This is a genomic window from Mesorhizobium sp. L103C105A0 (assembly GCF_000502215.1).
GTDB lineage: Bacteria > Pseudomonadota > Alphaproteobacteria > Rhizobiales > Rhizobiaceae > Mesorhizobium.
Window position 1 is genome coordinate 360,539 of the sequence record NZ_AYXF01000006.1, and the last position, 14,091, is coordinate 374,629.

The 14,091-nt window shown below is 63.3% G+C and carries 15 protein-coding genes, 1 tRNA gene and 1 pseudogene; 10 read left to right on the forward strand and 7 right to left on the reverse strand.

Translation table 11 applies throughout. From position 1 onward, the window contains the following. Position 1: 1 nt before the first annotated feature. The 4 genes from X727_RS145640 to X727_RS145625 form a co-directional block, all read right to left on the reverse strand. Positions 2-661: a glutathione S-transferase family protein gene (locus X727_RS145640; protein ID WP_023744947.1), complete on the reverse strand. Its 660-nt coding sequence runs from the start codon at positions 659-661 to the stop codon at positions 2-4. Beyond that, on the reverse strand, positions 658-1,503 hold the full coding sequence (locus X727_RS145635) for an aromatic ring-hydroxylating dioxygenase subunit alpha (RefSeq protein WP_023744948.1): 846 nt from the start codon (positions 1,501-1,503) through the stop codon (positions 658-660). The genes X727_RS145640 and X727_RS145635 overlap by 4 nt, the downstream gene beginning before the upstream one ends. Further along, positions 1,500-2,153, reverse strand: coding sequence for a Rieske 2Fe-2S domain-containing protein (locus X727_RS145630; protein WP_023744949.1), 654 nt, complete (start codon positions 2,151-2,153; stop codon positions 1,500-1,502). The genes X727_RS145635 and X727_RS145630 overlap by 4 nt, the downstream gene beginning before the upstream one ends. Before the next feature lie 157 nt (positions 2,154-2,310). Beyond that, positions 2,311-2,577 carry an acylphosphatase gene (locus tag X727_RS145625; RefSeq protein WP_023689148.1) on the reverse strand — a complete coding sequence of 89 codons (267 nt, stop codon included), beginning with the start codon at positions 2,575-2,577 and terminating at the stop codon, positions 2,311-2,313. A gap of 430 nt (positions 2,578-3,007) precedes the next feature. On the opposite strand from X727_RS145625, the pseudogene X727_RS01000000164865 reads away from it, so the two are divergent. Further along, positions 3,008-3,995: pseudogene (locus tag X727_RS01000000164865) on the forward strand (helix-turn-helix domain-containing protein). A gap of 37 nt (positions 3,996-4,032) precedes the next feature. On the opposite strand, the gene X727_RS145620 reads toward X727_RS01000000164865, so the two are convergent. Beyond that, positions 4,033-4,122 (reverse strand) — tRNA-Ser (locus tag X727_RS145620). A gap of 369 nt (positions 4,123-4,491) precedes the next feature. On the opposite strand from X727_RS145620, the gene X727_RS145615 reads away from it, so the two are divergent. The 4 genes from X727_RS145615 (at position 4,492) to X727_RS145600 (ending at position 6,842) form a co-directional block, all read left to right on the forward strand. After that, entirely contained in the window at positions 4,492-5,199 is a 708-nt protein-coding gene (locus tag X727_RS145615) for a 50S ribosomal protein L21 (RefSeq protein WP_023700236.1), read from the forward strand. 99 nt (positions 5,200-5,298) lie between these two features. Continuing rightward, positions 5,299-5,568: a 50S ribosomal protein L27 gene (gene rpmA, locus X727_RS145610; RefSeq protein WP_015315190.1), complete on the forward strand. Its 270-nt coding sequence runs from the start codon at positions 5,299-5,301 to the stop codon at positions 5,566-5,568. 131 nt (positions 5,569-5,699) lie between these two features. Beyond that, positions 5,700-6,287: a GNAT family N-acetyltransferase gene (locus X727_RS145605; RefSeq protein ID WP_023834620.1), complete on the forward strand. Its 588-nt coding sequence runs from the start codon at positions 5,700-5,702 to the stop codon at positions 6,285-6,287. A 21-nt stretch (positions 6,288-6,308) separates the two neighbouring features. Further along, a complete protein-coding gene (locus X727_RS145600; RefSeq protein WP_023744951.1) occupies positions 6,309-6,842 on the forward strand; it encodes a GNAT family protein in 534 nt (177 codons plus the stop codon). Between the two features lie 11 nt (positions 6,843-6,853). On the opposite strand, the gene X727_RS145595 is transcribed toward X727_RS145600, so the two are convergent. Then, positions 6,854-7,717, reverse strand: a complete 864-nt coding sequence (locus X727_RS145595) for an endonuclease/exonuclease/phosphatase family protein (protein ID WP_023728671.1) — start codon at positions 7,715-7,717, stop codon at positions 6,854-6,856. Between the two features lie 167 nt (positions 7,718-7,884). Between X727_RS145595 and obgE the strand changes: the two genes are divergently transcribed. The 5 genes from obgE (at position 7,885) to X727_RS145570 (ending at position 13,577) form a co-directional block, all read left to right on the forward strand. After that, entirely contained in the window at positions 7,885-8,916 is a 1,032-nt protein-coding gene (gene obgE / locus X727_RS145590) for a GTPase ObgE (protein WP_023693164.1), read from the forward strand. Positions 8,917-8,918: 2 nt separating this feature from the next. Beyond that, entirely contained in the window at positions 8,919-10,097 is a 1,179-nt protein-coding gene (gene proB / locus X727_RS145585) for a glutamate 5-kinase (protein WP_023744952.1), read from the forward strand. 3 nt (positions 10,098-10,100) lie between these two features. Next, positions 10,101-11,387, forward strand: coding sequence for a glutamate-5-semialdehyde dehydrogenase (locus tag X727_RS145580; RefSeq protein WP_023834621.1), 1,287 nt, complete (start codon positions 10,101-10,103; stop codon positions 11,385-11,387). Between the two features lie 203 nt (positions 11,388-11,590). Then, entirely contained in the window at positions 11,591-12,223 is a 633-nt protein-coding gene (locus tag X727_RS145575; RefSeq protein ID WP_023700240.1) for a nicotinate-nucleotide adenylyltransferase, read from the forward strand. A 73-nt stretch (positions 12,224-12,296) separates the two neighbouring features. After that, positions 12,297-13,577 carry an MFS transporter gene (locus tag X727_RS145570; protein WP_023834622.1) on the forward strand — a complete coding sequence of 427 codons (1,281 nt, stop codon included), beginning with the start codon at positions 12,297-12,299 and terminating at the stop codon, positions 13,575-13,577. A 15-nt stretch (positions 13,578-13,592) separates the two neighbouring features. On the opposite strand, the gene X727_RS1000000169820 is transcribed toward X727_RS145570, so the two are convergent. Further along, complete coding sequence (locus X727_RS1000000169820) at positions 13,593-14,081, reverse strand: mechanosensitive ion channel family protein (protein ID WP_245263581.1); 489 nt, start codon at positions 14,079-14,081, stop codon at positions 13,593-13,595. Between the last annotated feature and the right edge of the window lie 10 nt (positions 14,082-14,091).

Below are 14,091 nucleotides of genomic sequence, written 5' to 3' on the forward strand. Positions count from 1 at the left end.
CTCACGCCTCGTCCGGTATGGGTCGCGGTTCGGGCTTCAACTCGTGCAGCCGGTGGATACCGGGCATCTCGATGAAATTGTCGAGGCTGCGGAGCGCTCGCGACCAGAGCCGGATCGTGGGATACGGATCGAGGGAAACGCCACCGTCGGGCGCGAGCGCGACATAGGGAAAGCAAGCAATGTCGGCAATCGTCGGCCGGTCGGATGCGAGAAACCGATCGCCACGCATTTTTTGTTCGAAGAGGCCGGCTTCCAGCTCACGTAGTGCCGCTATGCCATTGGCCTGAAGCGCACCGATGTCACCGGGGCGCAGCAGCATCTCATGCAGGCGCGCGCCGCCGAGGTTGGCGGTCAGCCTGTGCGAGAAGGAAAGCCATTGCCGGATGCGCGCCGTCTCCTTGGGGGCGCCGCTGCCGAGCCAGGCCGGTGCTGCCTTCGCGGCGAGATAGCCAAGCATGGCGGAAGACTCGGTCAGGATCAGGTCGCCGTCTTCAAGGATCGGGATGGAGCCTCCCGGATTAAGCGCCATAAGCTCGGGGCCACGATGCTCGGCGCCGGGATGGAAGTCGACCGGGCGGATTTCGAGCTTCACACCTGACAGCGTCGCCATCAGGCGCACCTTGTAGCAACTTGGGGAGAGGATGTAGTCGTAAAGCTTCACTGTGCCACCAATTGCGCGCCGTAGGTATAATTGTGGCGCTTCAGCCAGCGGCGATAGGCGACCGAGGTCAGGTCGGCGCGCGTCGGGATTTCCATGCCGGGATCGAGCGGCAAAAGACGCGGGATCTGGTTTTCGAGGATCGAGCGGTCCTGCAGGAAAATCGTCTGCTGGAAATGGATGAGGTCGGTCTGTGGCGTCTCGTCATCGAAAAGCGCCATCCACGGCCAGACGTCGCAGAGATCCTCGGCAAGCGGCTGGACGAATAGCGCAATGACATCCCATTCGCCCGGGCGCGGCGGGCAGGTCTTGTAGAGGACTGAGCAGGTCGGAGCCGGCACGCGGTACATGTATTCCGTCGTGATACCTCCGCTCGCGGATTTCGCCGCCTGCGGCTGGTAGAACTTCACCTGGGTCGCCCAGACCTCGTCCTCTTCCTCGCGGATCTCGACCTTGTAGTTTTCGACCTCGGTATGCGGCTCCGAGCCGAGAATGTCGGTATGGACGAAGGGGAAGTGTGCGATGTCGAGGAAGTTCTCGACGGCGCGGAGCGGCGAGCAGCGCACCCGCACCACGCCGACATCGACGAAGCGGCGCCCGGGCTGGTCTGCCTCGGGAATCGGGAAGACCGGTTTATTCGGTTCGCCGAGCGACGACCAGATATGGCCATAGCGCACCGAAACCGGCAGCACGCGCCCGTTTTCGCCTGTCACTTTCGCCGCGCCATTGGCGTCGAGCGCAACCTTGATCGGCTCGTCCATCAGGGTGGTCTCGCGCCCATAGCGGTCGAGCCGGCTGAAAAGCCCGACCGGATACCATTCATCGCGCATCGCATCGTCGATCATGGCACAGCCCCTTTCGCCTCGATCCCTTCGGCCATGCGCCGAAGGCTCTCGGCGGCTCGCGAGGCGGCGATGCGCTCGGACGCATCGCAATCGGCTGGAACAAGGACGTGGATCAGCGTCTCGCCGGCTTCCTGCGGGATAGGCAGCAGGCGAATTGCCGGCGCGCCGGGCGCCTGCCAGACGTATCCTTCAACGGTGGCCTTCGTACCGGCAGCGACCGAGAGCGCCGAATGTCCGGCACGGGCCGTCAATGAACGGAGCGGGACGTAACCCTCAAAAAGGGGTGGCTTGCCGTCAGGCTCTCCATCAGCGACCCAGATGATCCCGCCGGCCTCTTCGACCAACCGGGTCGTGACGCGAATCGTCTCCGGCGGCGTGAGGCTGGGATGGGCAGGAATGCGCAGACACTGACCGGCCTGCGAATAGGTCCAGCCGTGATAGATGCAGGAGAGCGCCTCGCCGCGCACGAAGCCATGGGAGAGGCGCATACCGCGATGCGGACAGCGATCCGCCGATGCCGCCAAGCGCCCCGATTGGCTTCGCCAGAGGGCAATGGGACCGGCGGGCGTCCGCGCCGGCATTACCTGTCCTGTTGGCAGATCCTGGGTAAGGGCGACCGGCACCCAGGTGTCCGTCTTGTCGGACAGCATGACCTTACTTTCCGTACTGATACTACTGTTTCCCGACCAGAGAGATGCCGGCGCAAGGAGTTGGCGAACCGCTCGATGCGGCTGACGTATGCATAATTATTTCGCAATTGCAATATTGATTAAATTAAGTGCAAACGGAGGGTAACCACACGCAAAGCTATATGTTTTTTTGCTCGACAGGCGCGCGGTCGATCGTCTCGACCCAGACTTCAATGGGCCCAAGCGAACATCCCATCTCCATCATGTCGATCAGTTCCGCCGCACCGGCAATATCGAGTTCGATGCGATCGGTGCTTGCATGAGCGATGTGGTGCGCGAGACCGAGCTTGGCCGCATGGCGCATGATCCAGGGCAGGAAGGACGCGGGTTCGAGGTGGCCGCGAATGGTCATCCGCTCATGCAAGCGGTGTTGACTTTGCTTCATCACGAACGCGCGCCTTGGTGTCACGGTCAGCAGCATAGCGTCTGACTGAACGGGCGGAAGTGGTAATCGACGCGCCAATAACACCGAATATCGACTGATCGCCCGTGCCTAGACCCGGGCACTCATGCATGTCGCCCAGAAGTGCCGCGGTTGTGGGACAACGACATGCATTAAACAAAGACTTTAAAGCGCGTCGCATGAATCCGTTTCAGCGCGACGCGCTTTAGGGTTATCTGAGCTATTGTAATGCATCGTGCCCTTCCCGAGAGATGGGTGACAGTTCATTCCGGAGACATGGGTTACACTTTCGGCCCTTTGCAAGGAGAGCAAGGTGCCTTGGAAGGAGTGTAACGTCATGGAAGAGCGGCTGAAGTTCATTGCCCGGCTGCTGGACGGCGAGAAGATNGTGCCTTGGAAGGAGTGTAACGTCATGGAAGAGCGGCTGAAGTTCATTGCCCGGCTGCTGGACGGCGAGAAGATATCGGTGCTTTGCCGTGAGTTCGATATCTCGCGCAAGACCGGCTACAAGATCCTCACACGCTACAATGACAGTGGCCTTGAGGGGCTGACGGATCGATCACGCCGACCCTACCGCCACGCCAATCAGCTTCCGTTTCAAATCGAGAAGCTGATTGTGCGCCTCAAGCAAGACAAGCCGACCTGGGGTGCGCCAAAGATACGCGAACGGTTGGCCCGGCTGTATCCTGACGTTCACCGGCCTGCGATCTCGACGGTGCATGCGGTTCTCGACCGCCATGGCCTGGTCGAGCGCCGCAAGCGAAGGCGCAACAGGGCGATGGGAACACCACTTTCAAACGGCTATCGGCCCAACGATCTGTGGTGTGCCGACTACAAAGGCGAGTTCATGCTCGCCGATCGGCGCTATTGCTATCCGCTGACGATCACCGACTTCGCCAGCCGCTATCTCATCGCCTGCGAGGCGTTGTCGACTACCAAGGAAGCCTATGCCTNGGCGCCATGAGCGCATGCACCTGACTCTCAAGAAGGAAACCACCAAACCGGCTGGCGCCAATTTCCTGCAGCAGCAGGCCAGGTTCGATGACTTCATCGATGAGTTCAACTCAGAACGCCCACATCAGGCGCTCGACATGGCCTGTCCAGCCGAGCGCTACACCCCGTCACCGCGCATCTATGCCGGCCTGCCGGATCTCGATTATCCGTTTCACGACAAGGCCGTCACCGTCACCACCTGCGGCCGCATCTGCTACAATCGCAAGAAGATCAACCTCAGCCTCGTCTTTGCCGGCCAGACCGTCGGCATCAAACAGGTCGAGGACCATATCTGGCTGGCTTCCTTCATGGATTATGATTTGGGCTACTTCGATGATGAGACATGCAGGCTCGAACCACTCCAAAACCCCTTCGGGCCAAAAGTGTTACCCATGTCTCCGATATAAACCGTAACCTATGTGTCCGGAATGGACCGGCGTAGGGTGGCGGAGAGGGAGGGATTCGAACCCCCGATGGGCTTGCACCCATGCCGCATTTCGAGTGCGGTGCATTCGACCACTCTGCCACCTCTCCGCGGTCATGGTCGGCCGTTGCCGGCGCGGCGCACTAGATAACGGCTGGGCGGGCAGGTTACAAGGCCAAATCCGCGGGGGAATTCAGCTTCCTGTGCGGGCTCTGTCTGGAGGGCTGCGTTGCGGCCACGTCGGCAGATGGGGCCAACCGGTCCTCGACTGGAGAGATCGGGGGCGGCAAGGAGGCGGCGTGGCCAAGGATTCCGCCCGTTTGCCTTGACTCGTACCGAACCTTCGGTTAGGGGAAGCGCGCAATCGGCGTGGAGGGTTCTTCCACGCCGCTTGTTTTTCGAACCCGCAGACTGACAAAAAGACGGCCGAACCGCGTGACGCGGCTCATCGAGGCCGACCGAACAGCGAAAGGCAAAAAATGTTCGCAGTCATTAAAACGGGCGGTAAGCAGTATCGCGTTGCCGCCAACGATCTCCTGAAGATCGAGAAGCTCGAAGCCAATGTCGGCGATATCGTCGAAATCGGCAGCGTCCTCGCCCATGGCGAAGGCGAAAATGTCACCTTCGGCGCCCCGTTCGTCGATGGCGCTCTGGTCACGGCGGAAGTCGTCGAGCAGGGCAAGAACCGCACCGTCATCGCTTTCAAGAAGCGCCGCCGGCAGAATTCGCGCCGCAAGATCGGCCACCGCCAGCTTCTGACCACCGTGCGGATCGCCGAGATCCTGCTGGGTGGCGCCAAGCCTTCCAAGAAGGCCGCAGCCAAGGTGGAAGCCAAGGAAGTCAAGGCTGACGTAGCGCCCGAGGCGAAGGCCGAGGCCGCGCCGAAGGAAGCCAAGGCGAAGAAGGAAGCCAAAGCCGAGGCTGCTCCGAAGGATGAAGCCAAGACGGAGACCGCCGTCGCCGCGCCGCTGTTCAAGGCGCCGAAGGGCGAGCCGGACGATTTGGCCGTGATCAAGGGCATCGGCCCGGTTGCCGCCGGCCAGCTGCACGAGCAGGGCATCACCACCTTCGCCCAGCTTGCCAAGCTGTCGGACAAGGACGTGGCCAAGATCGACGCGCACATGCCCTTCAGCACCGACCAGATCAACGACTGGCGCGAGCAGGCCAAGGAACTGGCGAAGAAGTAAAACGAACCGGCGACAAGGTCGCCGGATCGGACTTGAAACGGAACGCGAACGCGTTCATAAGACCATTCAAGCGCCCCAGGGCGCATCGGAGTTAGTTAGATGGCACACAAGAAAGCTGGCGGCTCGTCGCGCAACGGTCGCGACTCGCATTCCAAGCGTCTGGGCGTGAAGAAGTTCGGCGGCGAAGCCGTCATCCCGGGCAACATCATCATCCGTCAACGCGGCACCACCTGGCATCCCGGCGTCAATGTCGGCATGGGCACGGACCACACCCTTTTTGCGCTCGAGACCGGCGCAGTCACCTTCAACAAAAAAGCCAACGGCCGAACCTACGTATCGGTCAACCCGATTACCAAAGCCGCGGAGTAGCCGGTTCCGCACTATAAAACCGGCGCCCATCTCGGGAACCGGTGTCTGGCCAAACCAGTGAATGGAGCCAGGAAAAGGATCAGGGGAGATGGGTTTTCCATCTCCCCTTTTTCTTGCCTGGAGGACGTCGAATGGTTGCCGAAGCGGAAGACACCGAAGACGAAAGTTACGCGATAGATTGCCCGGTGCTGGCCACGGAGCGGCTGGTGATGCGCGCCCCGTGTGAAGCCGACATCGCGCAACTGGTCGAGCTTGCCGACAACCGTCATGTCGCCGAGATGCTGGCCCGCATGCCGCACCCCTATGGCGAGGCCGAGGCACGCGCCTTCCTGGCCATGACCCGGTCGCGCCGGGCCGGCATCGCCTACGCCCTGACGCTCGCCGGCACCGACATTTTCGTCGGCTGCGCCGGCCTCAACATGACCGATCGCGGGCTGGAACTCGGCTACTGGATCGGCGAGCCCTATTGGAAGCGCGGCTATGCGACGGAGGCCGCGCACGCGTTGGTCGACCTCGCCTTCCAACGGACGTCGATCCAGGTGCTGCAGGTTTCGACGCGGGTGATCAATCCGGCCTCGCGCCGGGTCATCCACAAATGCGGCTTCCAGTATGCCGGCCAGGGCATGCTGAACTCGATCGTCGCCGGCCAGGTGCCGGTCGAGCGGTACCGGCTGGACAGAAAGACCTGGATCAGCCTGCGCAACTGGGTCCACTTCTGATGGTTTGTTCCGATCAAGCCGATGGCCGATTATAGCAACCATATCGAAGCAGTCACGATTGCGCCGATGACGCCGCGCGATGTCGAGAGTTTTCACCAGGCGCTCGACATCGTTGCGCGTGAGCGGAAGTACCTGTCTTTCCTGGAAGCGCCGCCGCTCGATCAAACCCGAACATTCATAGTGGACCGCATCGGGAGAGGCGACCCAGGGTTCGTGGCGGTTGTTCGTGGCGAGGTTGTCGGTTGGTGCGATATCTCACGGCATGACCGGCAGATACATGCTCATCGCGGCACCCTTGGAATGGGAATTGTGCCGGACTATCGAGGACGTGGTCTGGGACTGCGGCTTATCAATGCCGCCTTGACGGAAGCACGCAACATCGGCTTCGTCCGCATCGAGCTTTCCGTGCATTCCGACAATGCCCGCGCCATCTCCCTCTACTACAAGGTCGGGTTTGTCACCGAGGGTGTGCAGCGTGACGCGGTCAAGATCGACGGCCGATACGTCGATGCGATCATGATGGCGATCGTCGACCGCAAAAACGCCGGCAGATGAACAATCGCCGGTCAGCCCATCTCGACCCAAATCGGGAGATGGTCCGAGCCGACCGCTTCACGGTCGACCCACAGGCGCTTCAGCGATCCGGCGAGCGAGGCCGAGGTGAAGATGTAGTCGATGCGTTTGTGGCGGCTTGTGTCTTCGGGTCGCGTGGGATCGACCCAGGTGACGACGTCTGGTGTGTTCAGGCGCTGGGCGACGTCGACGGCGAGATCGGCGGTCAGCGGCATGCCGAATTCATGGTCCGGGCGGCCGACGAGTTCGACATATTCGGGCGAGCCGGGCAGCATGTTGAAGTCGCCCATGACTATGAAGGCTTCGGGATAGGGCAGGTCCGGCAGGCCGATCTCGGGAATGCCGGAGAGACCGCCGCCCTCGAAGGCATAGTTCAACAGGCGCTGGCGCAGGAACCGGATCTGGCTGGCGCGCTCAACCGGACTGCGATGGTCAAGATGCGTGGAATAGAAGCGGATGAAGCCGAGCGGGGTCTCGACCAGCGCCTCGAGTGCGCCGCGCTGGAAGTTCATCGCCTCAAGGCTGCGGCTGCGCGGCAAAAGCAGATTGCGCGACAGATGGATCGGCGTCTTCGACAGCACCATGTTGCCGAGCTGGAAAGTGGTGGTGATGGCGCGGCCGGCCTCTAGGCGCGAGCCGACATTGACCTCGAAATTGCTGCCGTAGGCGGCAAAATATTCGGGCAGCGCCTCGCCGATCTCGGCGACCATGTCGCGGTTGCCGTTCCTCGGATTGTTGCGGGTCACTTCCTGCAGCGCGATCACGTCGGCGCCGCGAACCGCCGCGGTGATGCGGCCGAGATCGTAGCGGCCATCCAGACCGATACCGTACTGGATGTTGTAGCTTACAACCTTCATTCCCGCGCCCCTCAAGCTCCGTCCGCGAACACTGCTACCGCGTCCCCGGCAAAAGGGCATCCGGCGCTTTAGTCGCAAAACGGCCTCGCCCTTGGCCGCGCCTTGGTTTAGAGCAAGGCGCAAGATCTAAAGCAAAGCCGCAAGGCCAACAGAAACTGCGTAGTCCAATGAAATTTCTCGATCAAGCCAAGGTTTATATCCGCTCCGGCGACGGTGGCGCCGGCTCTGTGTCGTTCCGGCGCGAAAAATTCATCGAGTTCGGCGGCCCGGATGGCGGCGACGGTGGCCGCGGCGGCGATGTCTGGCTGGAAGCGGTCAATGGGCTGAACACGCTGATCGACTATCGCTACCAGCAGCACTTCAAGGCCAAGACCGGTGTCCACGGTATGGGCCGCAACATGACCGGCGCCAAGGGCGCCGATGTGACGCTCAAGGTGCCGGCCGGAACCCAGGTGTTTGCCGAGGACAATGAGACGCTGATCTGCGACCTGACCGTGGTCGGCCAGCGCTTCTTGCTGGCCAAGGGCGGCAATGGCGGTTTCGGCAACCAGCATTTCAAGACCTCGACCAACCAGGCGCCTCGCCGCGCCAATCCCGGCCAGCCCGGCGAAGAGATGAATGTCTGGCTGCGGCTGAAGCTGATTGCCGACGCCGGCCTGGTCGGGCTGCCCAATGCAGGCAAGTCGACTTTTCTGGCAACCGTCACCGCAGCCAAGCCAAAGATCGCCGACTACCCCTTCACCACGCTGCATCCAGGTCTCGGCGTTGCCCGCATCGATGCGCGCGAATTCGTCATCGCCGACATTCCGGGCCTCATCGAGGGCGCGCATGAGGGTGTCGGCATCGGCGACCGGTTCCTCGGCCATGTCGAGCGCACGCGTGTGCTTTTGCATCTGGTTTCGGCGCAGGAGGAAAATCCGGGCAAAGCCTATAAGACCGTGCGCGCCGAGCTCGACGCCTATGGCAATGGGCTGATCGAGAAGGTCGAGATCGTGGCGCTCAGCCAGGTCGATATCCTCGATGCCGATGAGCGCAAGAAGAAGGTTGCGTCGCTCAAACGCGCTGCCGGCCGCGCGCCGATGCTGCTGTCGGCGGCCACCGGCGAGGGCGTCGAAGCGGTGCTGCGGGCGCTGATGGCGGTTGTCGGCGAAGCGCGCGACAGGGCTGCCGCTCCCGTCGAGACCCGCTGGGACCAATAGCGATGACGGCGCAATCGCTGACAAAATACCGGCGCATCACAGTCAAGATCGGTTCGGCCTTGCTGGTCGACCGCACCAGCGGCCTGAAGCGCGACTGGCTTGCCTCGCTTGCCGAGGATATTGCGGTGCTCGCCAATGGCGGCGCCGAGATCCTGGTCGTATCGTCCGGCGCCATTGCGCTCGGCCGCACCATTCTCGGTCTCGGCAAACGGGCGCTGAAGCTGGAAGAAAGCCAGGCGGCTGCGGCCGTCGGCCAGATCGCGCTGGCCGGCGCGTGGTCGGATGCGCTGGGCAAGGGTTCGCTGAAATCGGGCCAGATCCTGCTGACGCTGGGCGACACCGAAGAGCGCCGCCGCTATCTGAATGCCCGCGCGACGATCTCGACGCTGCTCAAGATGAAGGCGGTGCCGGTCATCAATGAGAACGACACGGTGGCGACCTCCGAAATCCGCTATGGCGACAATGACCGGCTGGCGGCCCGGGTGGCGACGATGATGGGCGCCGACCTGCTTGTGCTGCTCTCCGACATTGACGGGCTCTATACGGCGCCGCCGGCGCGCGATCCCGATGCAAAATTCATTCCGGTGGTCGACCGCATCACGCCCGATATCGAGGCTATGGCCGGGGCGGCCGCATCCGAACTGTCGCGCGGCGGCATGCGCACCAAGCTCGATGCCGGCAAGATCGCCACCGCCGCCGGCACCGCCATGATCATCACCTCGGGCACCAGGCTGTCGCCACTGATGGCGATCGAACGTGGCGAGCGCGCCACCTTCTTCAGGCCGAGCGCCAATCCGGTGAAAGGCTACAAGACCTGGATCGCCGGCCAGCTCGAACCGGCCGGGCGGCTCACCGTCGACGCCGGCGCCATCGGTGCGCTGCTGTCCGGCAAATCTTTGCTGCCGGCCGGCGTCAGGCTGGTCAGCGGCAATTTCTCGCGCGGCGACACGGTGGCCATTCTGTCGCCGGAAGGGCGCGAGATCGCGCGCGGGCTTGTTGCCTACGATGCCGCCGATGCCGTAAGGATCGCAGGCCTGAAGACCGCCGAGATCGAAACCGTGCTCGGCTACGAGGCGCGCTCGGCGATGATCCACAGGGACGATCTGGTGGTGAGCGATCCGGGTGACCAGATACGGCCTGCCGGCCAGCTATGGGCCGGGGGCGAGGTAAGCGGAGGATGAGACATGCTGAAGTTGCATGAACAATCCGGGGATGACACCGTCGCGCTGATGGCTGATATCGGCCGCCGCGCCCGCGCGGCCGCCCGACCGTTGGCGATTGCGACCGCCGCCGCCAAGGATGCCGCACTTCTCGCCATGGCCGACGCGATCATCGCGCGCCAGCAGCAGATTCTCGATGCCAACGCCATCGATGTCTCTAACGGACACGAATCGGGCTTGTCCGGCTCCTTCATGGACCGGTTGAAGCTCGATCCGGCGGGCACCCGTGCCATGGCGGATGGCATCCGTGAAATCGCCGAGCTCAGGGACCCGGTCGGCGATGTGATTGCCGCCTGGGATCGCCCCAACGGCCTGCAGATCGAGCGCGTGCGCACGCCGCTCGGCGTTGTCGGCGTCATTTATGAAAGCCGGCCGAATGTGACGGCGGATGCCGGCGCGCTCTGCCTCAAGGCCGGCAATCCGGTGATCCTGCGCGGCGGCTCGGATTCGCTCAATTCGTCCGCCGCCATTCATGCCTGCCTGGTCGAGGGGCTGAAGGCCGCCGGCCTGCCGGAAGACGCCATTCAGCTGGTGCCGACCACCGACCGCGCCGCCGTCGGCGAGATGCTGAAAGGGCTTGGCGGCAATCTCGACGTCATCATTCCGCGGGGCGGCAAGAGCCTGGTCGGGCGCGTCCAGAGCGAGGCGCGGGTGCCGGTCTTTGCCCATCTTGAAGGCATCTGCCATCTCTACATCGACCGCTCGGCCGATCTCGACATGGCGGTCAGGATCGCCGTCAACGCCAAGATGCGGCGCACCGGTGTCTGTGGCGCTGCAGAGACTTTGCTGGTCGACCGCGCGGTGGCCTCCACACATCTGGTGCCGATCCTCGACGCGCTACGCGCCGCCGGCTGCGAGATCCATGCCGATCAGGAAGTGATGAAGCTGTTCTTCGACGCCAAGCCGGCGACCGATGCCGACTGGATGACCGAATATCTCGAGGCCATCATCGCGGTAAAGCTGGTAGACGGAATTGCCGGTGCCATCGACCATATCGAGACGTTCTCCTCACACCACACCGAGGCGATCATCGCCGAGGATACCAAAGCGGTCGAGCGGTTCTTCAACGAGATCGACTCGGCGATCCTTTTGCACAATGCCTCGACGCAGTTCGCCGATGGCGGCGAATTCGGCATGGGCGCCGAGATCGGCATCGCCACCGGCAAGATGCACGCGCGCGGACCGGTTGGTGTCGAACAGCTGACCTCGTTCAAATACCGCGTGCGCGGGTCGGGACAGGTGAGGCCTTGAATCATTCGCGTCAGGGCTTGAGGCATTGAGCCCAGACACCCCCCTCTGTCCTGCCGGACATCTCCCCCGCAAGGGGGGAGATCAGCTTTTTCTTCCGCTTTCGCCAATCACTAACGTTGCAAGAAAAGTGCCTTTGCCGAAGCTACTGATCTCCCCCCTTGCGGGGGAGATGCCCGGTAGGGCAGAGGGGGGTGCCTAGCACCATGCTGTCGTCCCTTCAGCCCGCCATCCCCTCGCACTACCTCCGTATGCCGCATGCCGAGAAAGGCCTCGCCGTCGGCCTGTTCGGCGGATCGTTCAACCCGCCGCATGCCGGCCATGCGCTGGTGGCGGAAATCGCGCTCAGGCGGCTGGCGCTCGACCAGCTATGGTGGATGGTGACGCCAGGCAATCCGCTGAAGAGCACCAGGGAATTGGCGCCGCTGAGCGACCGGCTGCTCCAGTCGGAGCAGATCGCCAAGAACCCGAAGATCAAGGTCACCGCCTTCGAGGCGGCGCATCATATTCGCTTCACCGCCGACACGCTGGCGCTGGTCAAGGCACGCAATCCCGGCGTCGACTTCGTCTGGATCATGGGCGCCGACTCACTCCGCGATTTCCACCGTTGGCAGCGCTGGCGTCAGATCGTCATGACCTTCCCCATCGCGGTCATCGACCGCCCGGGCGCGACGCTGTCCTTCCTGTCCTCGGTCGTGGCCAAGACCTTCGACTATGCCCGCGTCGACGAGGGTGACGCGCCCCGGCTCGCCCGCATGAAGGCGCCGGCCTGGACTTTTATTCACGGCCCGCGTTCGTCGCTGTCATCGAGTGCTATTCGCAAGCAAGCCAAGGGGTAACTCGTAAGGCCAGATCGCCGATGTCGCTTTTACGGCGGCCTTTCGCGATCCGCTGGGCGATGCTGCGCTGGATATGGCCAATTCAGTGAACCAGACCGACATCGACCCCAATCATGGCGCCCCGCCGACGCCCGTGATCGCCATTGCCAGCGTAATCGTGTCGATGGCGCTGATCGCGGTCGGCAACGGGTTGATGTTCGCCTATATCCCGGTCCGGCTTGGCGTCGAGCGCTTCGATCCGACCTGGGCCGGGCTGATCATCACCGGCCTTTCCGCCGGCGGCCTTGCCGGCTGCATCCTGACCGGGCCGCTGGTGCGCCGCGTCGGGCACGCCCGCGCCTTCATGGTGCTGTCGGCGCTGATAGCGCTGTCGAATGCTGCCATTGGCGCCGGCACCTACCCGCTGCTTTGGATCGCGGCGCGCGCGCTTTACGGTTTTGCAATATGCGGCCTGTTCATCGTCGCCCAGAGCTGGCTCAACGATGCCGTCGCAAACGCCATTCGCGGCCGGGTGATGGCGGTGTTTTACGTCGCCTATGTCGCCGGACTTGGCGTCGGCTATGCCCTGCTGGCGGCGGTCGACATCGCGACGGCGCAGGCGCCGCTGATCGGCATTGCCTTCACCGCAGTGTCGATCCTGCCGGTCGGCATGACGCGGTTGGCTCAACCGCCGCCACCTCGCGCAGCCTCCGTGGCGCTTGGCCGCGCCTGGCGGATCTCGCCGGTCGGCGTGGCCGGCATGCTGGCCGTCGGCGGTCTGTCGATGGCGATCGCCGGGTTCGCACCGATCCATGCCACGGCCAAAGGCTATAGCCAGGCCGATGTGGCGCTGCTTTTGTCGGCGATGCCCGTCGGCACGCTGATCCTGCAGATACCGCTCGGCTGGATTTCCGACCGTACCGATCGCCGTTACGTGCTGGCCGGCGCTGCGGCACTGGCCATCGTCGCCGGTATTCTGGCCATCGGCTTCGACGGCGGCGCGCTGATGGTGCTCGTGGTGATCTACATCGTCTGGGACGGCGCCTCGGAATCGATCTATTCGCTGGCCAGCGCGCATGCCGCCGACCGCGCCGGCAAGGACGACATGGTGGCGCTGTCGAGTTCGTTGCTGTTTGCCTGGTCGCTGTCGGGGTTCATCGTGCCGGGTATCGTGACGGCCCTGTCGGCTGTCTATGGCACGCAGGCCTTCATTTATGTGGCCATCGTCATCGCCACTGTCTTCTGCCTGTTCGTGCTGTGGCGAGTGGCCACCACGCGCGCCGTCCCCGCTACGGAGACCAGCAGTTTCGCGCCGATGTCGGCGCAGGCGCCGCTGCCGGTGGAGCTCGCCTACGCCCCGGAAGATAAGCGCTGAACGGTTTCACAGCTCCTACTGCCTGGTAGCGGCAGTTTCCTGTCGAGCCTCCGGCGGAGGTGCGGGAACCGAAATGGCTTCGGCGTCGAACGCCTGCTTGACGCGTTTGGTGAGATCGATCTGGGTGGCGAAGAAATCCGCCGCCGTGGTCCAGTAGCGCAAGGTGATGGCGACGCTGGCATCGCCCACCGTGGCGACGAAGGCGATCGGCGCCGGCTCTCGCTTGACGCGGCGCTCGCCGCCGGCAACGCCCAGCATGGTTTTCTGCGCCAGGTCGATGTCGTTCCAGGAGCCGATGCTCAGCGTGATGTCTCCGCGGCGCACACCGTTGCGAGTAAAATTGCGCACCGGCTGGTTCCACAGCGTCGAATTGGGCGCCAGCACATAGACGCCGTCTGTCGTGCGGAGCTTGGTGGCGAACAGGCCGATTTCCTCGACGGTGCCGGAAATGGCGCCGACCTCGACATATTCGCCGATGCGGAATGGCCTGAGCGCCAGAAGCATGATGCCTGCG

Coding starts and splice junctions, on each gene's coding strand:
- X727_RS145635 (WP_023744948.1), bottom strand. CDS start 1,503: ATGATCGACGATGCGATGCGCGATGAATGGTATCCGGTCGGGCTTTTC.
- X727_RS145630 (WP_023744949.1), bottom strand. CDS start 2,153: ATGCTGTCCGACAAGACGGACACCTGGGTGCCGGTCGCCCTTACCCAG.
- X727_RS145625 (WP_023689148.1), bottom strand. CDS start 2,577: ATGAAGCAAAGTCAACACCGCTTGCATGAGCGGATGACCATTCGCGGC.
- X727_RS145615 (WP_023700236.1), top strand. CDS start 4,492: ATGTTCGCAGTCATTAAAACGGGCGGTAAGCAGTATCGCGTTGCCGCC.
- rpmA (WP_015315190.1), top strand. CDS start 5,299: ATGGCACACAAGAAAGCTGGCGGCTCGTCGCGCAACGGTCGCGACTCG.
- X727_RS145605 (WP_023834620.1), top strand. CDS start 5,700: ATGGTTGCCGAAGCGGAAGACACCGAAGACGAAAGTTACGCGATAGAT.
- X727_RS145600 (WP_023744951.1), top strand. CDS start 6,309: ATGGCCGATTATAGCAACCATATCGAAGCAGTCACGATTGCGCCGATG.
- X727_RS145595 (WP_023728671.1), bottom strand. CDS start 7,717: ATGAAGGTTGTAAGCTACAACATCCAGTACGGTATCGGTCTGGATGGC.
- obgE (WP_023693164.1), top strand. CDS start 7,885: ATGAAATTTCTCGATCAAGCCAAGGTTTATATCCGCTCCGGCGACGGT.
- proB (WP_023744952.1), top strand. CDS start 8,919: ATGACGGCGCAATCGCTGACAAAATACCGGCGCATCACAGTCAAGATC.
- X727_RS145580 (WP_023834621.1), top strand. CDS start 10,101: ATGCTGAAGTTGCATGAACAATCCGGGGATGACACCGTCGCGCTGATG.
- X727_RS145575 (WP_023700240.1), top strand. CDS start 11,591: ATGCTGTCGTCCCTTCAGCCCGCCATCCCCTCGCACTACCTCCGTATG.
- X727_RS145570 (WP_023834622.1), top strand. CDS start 12,297: ATGGCCAATTCAGTGAACCAGACCGACATCGACCCCAATCATGGCGCC.
- X727_RS1000000169820 (WP_245263581.1), bottom strand. CDS start 14,081: ATGCTTCTGGCGCTCAGGCCATTCCGCATCGGCGAATATGTCGAGGTC.